This window comes from Dyella sp., from assembly GCF_051954575.1.
Taxonomy (GTDB): Bacteria; Pseudomonadota; Gammaproteobacteria; order Xanthomonadales; family Rhodanobacteraceae; genus Dyella_B.
The window spans coordinates 21,446-27,898 of sequence record NZ_JBQCHP010000042.1 but is presented as its reverse complement, the minus strand read 5'-3'; the positions used below and the strand labels follow the sequence as shown (position 1 = coordinate 27,898).

Sequence of the window (6,453 nt, the reverse complement as noted above, 5' to 3'; positions counted from 1 at the left end):
GTGGCCGGTCCGGGTTTCGGCGCCCGGGGCAGGCCCCTTGCGGGGGTTCGCGGCCCACTCCCCGCCTCCGCACCCGCTTCGTTAGGGGGGGCCGCGCGCAGCGAACCCCAGCATGGGTGGCCGTTCGTTACGCGACATATTCAAGTTCACGTTTAGCAAGTGAGTCCTATTCATTTCATGCACGCACCGGATCGGTCGCCTGATACAGGTAGAACGGATACACCATGTTGTGACGCGTGTTTGTCGTGCGCACGCTGTAATCGAGCAGCAGTTCCAACCGTCCGGCCATCGGATCCACCAGCTGCGCATCGATTCGATTCAAGGTGACGCGCGGCTCGAAGAACAAAATCGCCTTGCGCACCATGTCCTTGATTTCGGTGATGGCCTGCTCGCTGATTTCCTCGAACACCATGCGACGCAGGTCGCAGCCGTAGGCCGGCAGCATCACCCGCTCGCCAGGCGTGGTGGATAACAGGATGCGCAAACTCTCGGCAATGTCGTCGGTGCCCGAGACCATCACCACTTCCTTGGTACGCGGATCGAAGCGCGGGGGAAAGCTCCAGCCACGGCCGAGAAAATTTTCCATCGTCAGCCTCCGATCATCACGGTGGGGCTGCCCATTACGATGCTGCCGCCGTGCGCGGTGGTGTCGCCGATCCGCGCCGCCGGCCGGCTGCTGATCATCACTGTGGCGGAACCTTTGACGATAACGTCTGGTGGCCCCACGCACACCGCGTTGTCGCCCACCACCGCCGCCGGCAGGCTGCAGATCAGCACCGTGGGAACGCATGGCCCGATGATCGGGCCGCCGACGTGCGGGATCGGCGGCAGGCCCGGTGTCACCATCGGACAGGTATGCATGTCGGTCAGGCGTGCGGCGGGTGGCATAGGGATGAGCCTCAATTGATCATGACCATCGCGCCCTTCACCGTGGTCTGTCCGGCGGCGGACAGCTCGGCCGTGGCCGACCCCTTGCCGACGAACCCGACCTGCGCTTCGCAGTTGATGTTGAGCCCGGCCACTTTGACGTCCGCCTGCGCAGTGGCGCTGATGCTGGCGTTTGCGGTAATGGTGACGCTGCCCTGTGCGGTGAGCTTGATGTCGGATTTGCTGTCCAGCGCAATGCCGGCGCTTGAAAGCTTCACGCTGTTGTTGTGCTGATCGAGCAGCGTGATGGACTGGTTCTTGTCGTCGAGCACCATCTGGTTGTTGCCCGGCGTGATCACGGTGATGATCTTGTCCTCTTCGTTGAACTCGATCTTGTGCAGGCAGCGCGTCACGATCGCCTTGGTATTGTTGGCCGCTTCGATCGTGTAAGGTGGCTTGCGCGCACTGCTGTAAAGCGAACCCAAGACCACCGGATGGCTGGGATCGTCGTTCAAATAGCCGAGCAGCACTTCGTCGCCGACCTCGGGCAGGAAAAACGCACCGAAGGCATTGGACGCATGGAACTGCAACAGCCTTGCCCACACACCTTCGGTCTGCGCCTGCAGCACCGGCAGCTTGACCTGGATGCGCTGCTCGCCTTCTGGATCGCCGTCAAGCTTCAGCACCACGCCGATCTGCAAGCCGCAAACGCCCGGCAGCAGGCCGCCGTTGACCGGTGCCATCACATCCTCGCGTTCGACGTGCCACTCCGGACGCAGGCCGAATTCCACCTCGGTAGTCCAGTTTCCATCGGTCAGCAGGTGTTCCACCGAAGACACATAGACCGAACCGGAGAAGCGCGCGCCGACGCCTTGCACGTCGATCAAACTGTCGGGCACGGCGGTAGCAGTACCCATGATGCGCATGCGTCCGCGGATGCGCGCCAACGCGGCTTTCTGCTGTGCGGCCTGGGCCCATGCGGTGAGTGTGGCCACCGGTTGGCTAGCGCCGGTCTGCAATACGTAGGTGGCGGGGCTGGCGACCTCCGCCAGGGTTTTTCCATCGAGGTCGCCCTGCTGATTGAGCGTGGCGGGCTCGGCCCGATCCCCCTGCGCGATGGCTTGCGCTTTGGGATCCCACGATGTCGCCTGCACCGCGGTGAACTGGCTGCGCGCATCGATGTCCGCTTCAAAGGAGAGCAGATCGCGCCCCCAGCTGACCGACAGCACGGCTGAGCCGGAGGTGCTTGGCGGCTGCACGCTCACCTTGCCGGCTGCGACGTTGACCAGCAGGCCGCTGGCGTCGGCGCGCGCCAGCATGAAATCCCAATCGCTGCAGTAGAACTGCACCAGTTCGTCATACTGCACGGTGGTGCTCTTCACGTCGGCCGACAGACCATGGTTGCCGATCAGCGTGGACATGATGTCGCTGTCCTTGAGCTGCAGATAGTTGGCGTTGTTGCGCCCGATGGTCATCTTGGTCGCCTGGTCGCGGCACTCGATCACCAGGCGCGAGTTGTTGCCGTTGTCGATCTTCACGCCATGGCGCACCACGATGCCACTGAACAACGTAGCCGTGTTGTCGCCCCAGCCGGCGGTGATCGTCACCGTGGCGCCTGGTGCGAAGTCATCCTCGTCGCTCAGCGCAAAACTGCCGGAGGGCATGTCGCCATCGGTCAGGACGATCTCCGCCCACGGAATGCGGTTGATGGCGCGGCGCACGGTAAGCGAGACGATCGGCAACGTGGTGAGCGCATCGGCGCCATCGAGACTGATGCCGACGCGAATGGCGCCGTCGTTGTCGTCGTTGGAAGAGGATCCGTCCATGGCTCAACCAAGCGGCGGAAAGTGCAGCGTCGCGCCGGGCTTCAGCGCGCGGAATGCATGCAAGCCGTTGAAGCGCGCAACGTCGATGTAATAGCTGCTGTCGCCGTAGATGCGATAACACAGCAGCGGCAGTGTATCGCCATCCTGCACGATCACCGCGTGGCTGAGATCGGGCGAAGAGGCATTGGCCTCCAGTGTCGCTTCTTTCTTGGTCTTGAAGCCTTGGAAAGACATCGAGACCTTGGCGCGCACCGGCGCGCCGCTGGGACGGAACAAGGTGTATTCGATGTCGAACGAGGTCAGGCGGCCGTTGAACAACAGCGTCCCCCACACGATCTGCACGACGTTGGGTTGGTGATCGGTGCCCTCGTAGACGTAGACGACCTTGTTCAGCGCTTCGAGCTGGTCTTCGACCTCCAGCGGCAGTGTCGAGTCCACTGGCACCGGCACCACGCCGGTGCCGTCGAAGGTGGTGTTGAACGTCAACGTATCCGGTTGCATGCGCGCGAAATTCCGCCCGGTCGCGGGATCGCCCATCGGCGTGCATTTGGTGAAGTCGGTTTTGCGCTTCAGGCTCAGCTCGGAGGGATTGATCAGCAGCGAAATCGACTTCGATGGATCGCCACTTGCCGCTGGCGGATCGCTCTTGGGGACGCACGCGGTGATTTTCAGGGGCGCTTTCTTGCCGGAAATGGAGGGGATCATTCAGCGCTCCCGCAGCCGCTCGAGTTCGGCGAGCAGCGATGCGCGCGCCTGCAGGCGTTCGGCACTGCTGGGCTGTTTGCTGCCGCAATCGTCGCAGTCGCCATCACGCTCCGGCTCATCCTTTGCAGGCTTGCCGGCAACGCCTTTCTCGATGTTCGACTTGATCACCATCTGGCGAATTTCGAGCGTCATGACATGGCCTCTACAGAATCCTTTGCGCGTATTGATACGCAAGTTCGATCGTCTCCAGCGCCACCTCGTTCTTGGTGGAGTTGAAGGCTTCCGCATCCCAGCGAACGGGATAGGCGTTGTTGAACAACCAGGTACGAACCGGTATGCCCAATTCGTCGAGCAGGTTAATGGTCAGCGGCGCCGGCACGATCGGGATGGTCAAACCGCCTTCCAGCGTCGCCTTGCACCATGCAATGAGCGGAGAACTCAGCGTAGCCAGGCCGCGCTTGAGCACCAGCTTCTTTTGCTGCACACCCTTTGGCAGTTGATGCACGAAACGGTTTTCACCGCCCTCGCGCAGCTCCTCCAGTTCCATGCTTTGTTCCAGCCCGGATACTTCCTGGAAGGAACTGTCGATGCTCGTCGGTACTGCGCCGAGGCTGACGGTGAACTGGAAGGCGACCGGAAAAGGGATGCCCAGCAGGCCCGGTTCCCCACTCATGACTGTCCTCTTGTTTTAACGGCACTTACTTAAGCTGCCTGGTTAGTACTGATGTCCGGCTTGTCGCGATCGGCTCCCTCCCCTGCGTACAGTAGGGGAGGGTCGGGGTGCGGTGAAGCGAATCTCGCGATAACGTCAAGCTATGCGGCAAGCCCATGCAACCCCACCCCAGCCCTCCCCTGCACGCAGGGCAGGGAGCCGATCGCGGCACATTCTTCAATTCCACGCTTAGCAAGCATCCGTTTGGCTTAAGGCGGGATCGAACCGTCTGCACTTAGCTATTGGCGATGGTGAGCCCCTCGTGCGCCACCTCGATCGTCTCGATCGCCACCTCGTTGCCTTGCGCTTTCAGATCGGTGCCGGTGATCTTGGTCGGCCAGGCGTTGGTCAGCGTCCAGACCATGGTCGGTTTGCCGCTTTCGTCGAGCAGGCTGATCGTGACGGGCTTGCGCTTGATCGTGTTCATCTTGATTTCGTTGAACCAGTCCCAGAACTTGTTATCGCCCTTGAACACGCCCTTCTTCATCGTGATGTTGCCGTACTTCTTGAGGCCCGGCATCTTGATCGTCGAGTACACGGGACTGTCGCCATGCCGGTATTCGATCGGCTGGGCTTCGACGTCGAGCCCGGAGATTTCTTCGAAAGACATGACCGCCGAATCCCACTTCACCTGGAAGTAGAACTTGGGCATCGGCCAAACGTTTGTCGACTGCTGCGAACCATCATCTGCCATGGGAATACTCCGTCAAAGCAAGCTGTGCATGCGCTTCGGACGCCGCTCGAAAGCGGCCCCGCGCCCTATCACGATTTCTGCATCTGCTGTTGGAAGGTGATCTCGATGAATTCCGCCGGACGCACCATGGCGACCAGCACGGTCACACGCAGAATGCCTTCGAGAATGTCGTCCGGCGTCATCGTCTCGCCGAGGCCGCAGTGCACGCTGAAAGCATCCTCCGGCACGGCGCCGGCCAGGCCACCGCGCTTCCAGATACTGGTGAGGAAGTTCTGGATCATGCTCTTGATGGTGACCCAGGTATTGGCGGTATTGGGTTCGAACACCAGCGCCTTGGCCGCGAGCTTGCAGGATTCTTCCAGCATGATCATCGTGCGGCGCACGTTGACGTAGCGCCAGTCGAGGCTGTTGCCGTCGAGCGTGCGAGCACCCCACACCAGCACGCCTTCGCCGATGAAGGTGCGGATGGCGTTGATGGACTTGCCTTGCGTGGTGACGTTCAAGTCTTCCTGGTCGACCGCCGAGATGGTCACCGCCGGCGAGATGACGCCGGACAGACTGACGTTCGCCGGTGCTTTCCACACACCGCGACTGTTGTCGACCATGGTGTAGATGCCGGCCATCGCCGCACTTGGCGGCATCAGGTTCAGCTTGTTCTTCACCAGCTCCAGCACGGTGTTGAACAGCGGGCTGATCGTGCTGAGCGTCTTGTTGAGCAGTGCCTTGTTCGCGATCACCATGTCCTCCGACAGCGGCGGATCGACCTTGGTCCAGTCCTTGGTGATGTCGTTGATCGCCTGGATCTGCTCCTTGTCCTTGAGCGAAGCCTTGTCGGGCGCTGTCTCGGGCAAGTTCAAGTCTCCACGCAGCAGCATCTGCAGCACGTCGGGCGAGGAGATGTTTTCGTAGCTCAATTCCTTGTCGCCCACCACGGTGGTGTTGAGCCACGGATAATATGCAGAGGCGAAATTGAGAAAGTTGATGCCCAGACCATTGCGGAACTGGTCGACCGGATCGCCGCCCGGATCGTTGCGCGGCTTGTCGCCGCCCCACACGTCGAGAATGGCGATACGGTTCTTCATCTTGTCGCCGCAATGCGCGAGCATGCTCTGTTGCAGGCTGATGCAGTCGGGCTCCTTCAGCAGCACCGCTTCCGGGATCACCACCATCGTCGGTTCCTGCTCTTTCAGCAGTTCGTCGATGCCCCGGTTGAACTTGTCCGGATCGAGATCCGATAGGTAATCGCCCACCGATACGATGTAGCACGGGCCGCCGCCATTCTGGAAAAAGTGGCGCATGGCGTTGTACAGCATGTAGCGCCCGCCATCCTTCCCCGGCGCCTGCACCAGTACGAACTCGGTAAGCTTGTTGTCCTTGTTAGGCGCCTTGAAATCGGCCAGCGCGGACGGGTCGGTTTTCTCGGCTATGGTAAAGCGCGGGTCCGGCCCCAGGCCGAAATACTGGTGGAATTCCGCCATCGAGCTGATGCGCCACGGCTTGAACGCAAGTGGCTTGTTGCGGTTGTCGGCCTTCTGGGTATGGCCGATGAATGCAGGCACGGCGGTAGCCACTTCCACCACCGAGTTGGGAAATGCATTCTTCTCGACGATATAAACACCCGGTGTTTTCATTGCACCCATGGGAGGGCT

General features: G+C 61.1%; 8 protein-coding genes. All 8 read right to left on the bottom strand.

Features of this window, described 5'->3' with window-relative positions:
- Positions 1–175 precede the first annotated feature (175 nt).
- On the bottom strand, positions 176–586 hold the full coding sequence (locus tag ACTHNE_RS06270) for a GPW/gp25 family protein (protein WP_324944879.1): 411 nt from the start codon (positions 584–586) through the stop codon (positions 176–178).
- Between the two features lie 2 nt (positions 587–588).
- On the bottom strand, positions 589–888 hold the full coding sequence (locus ACTHNE_RS06265) for a PAAR domain-containing protein (RefSeq protein ID WP_440268785.1): 300 nt from the start codon (positions 886–888) through the stop codon (positions 589–591).
- Positions 889–899: 11 nt separating this feature from the next.
- A complete protein-coding gene (gene vgrG / locus ACTHNE_RS06260) occupies positions 900–2,693 on the bottom strand; it encodes a type VI secretion system tip protein VgrG (RefSeq protein ID WP_324941458.1) in 1,794 nt (597 codons plus the stop codon).
- A gap of 3 nt (positions 2,694–2,696) precedes the next feature.
- On the bottom strand, positions 2,697–3,398 hold the full coding sequence (locus ACTHNE_RS06255) for a LysM peptidoglycan-binding domain-containing protein (RefSeq protein WP_324941461.1): 702 nt from the start codon (positions 3,396–3,398) through the stop codon (positions 2,697–2,699).
- Positions 3,399–3,590 (bottom strand): hypothetical protein, encoded by a 192-nt coding sequence (locus ACTHNE_RS06250; protein WP_324941464.1) that lies wholly within the window; start codon positions 3,588–3,590, stop codon positions 3,399–3,401. It lies immediately after the preceding gene.
- A 10-nt stretch (positions 3,591–3,600) separates the two neighbouring features.
- Positions 3,601–4,071, bottom strand: a complete 471-nt coding sequence (locus ACTHNE_RS06245) for a phage tail protein (RefSeq protein ID WP_324941467.1) — start codon at positions 4,069–4,071, stop codon at positions 3,601–3,603.
- Between the two features lie 274 nt (positions 4,072–4,345).
- Entirely contained in the window at positions 4,346–4,762 is a 417-nt protein-coding gene (locus tag ACTHNE_RS06240) for a phage tail protein (RefSeq protein ID WP_324941470.1), read from the bottom strand.
- Positions 4,763–4,872: 110 nt separating this feature from the next.
- Positions 4,873–6,444 (bottom strand): phage tail sheath family protein, encoded by a 1,572-nt coding sequence (locus ACTHNE_RS06235; RefSeq protein ID WP_324941473.1) that lies wholly within the window; start codon positions 6,442–6,444, stop codon positions 4,873–4,875.
- Positions 6,445–6,453: the final 9 nt, after the last annotated feature.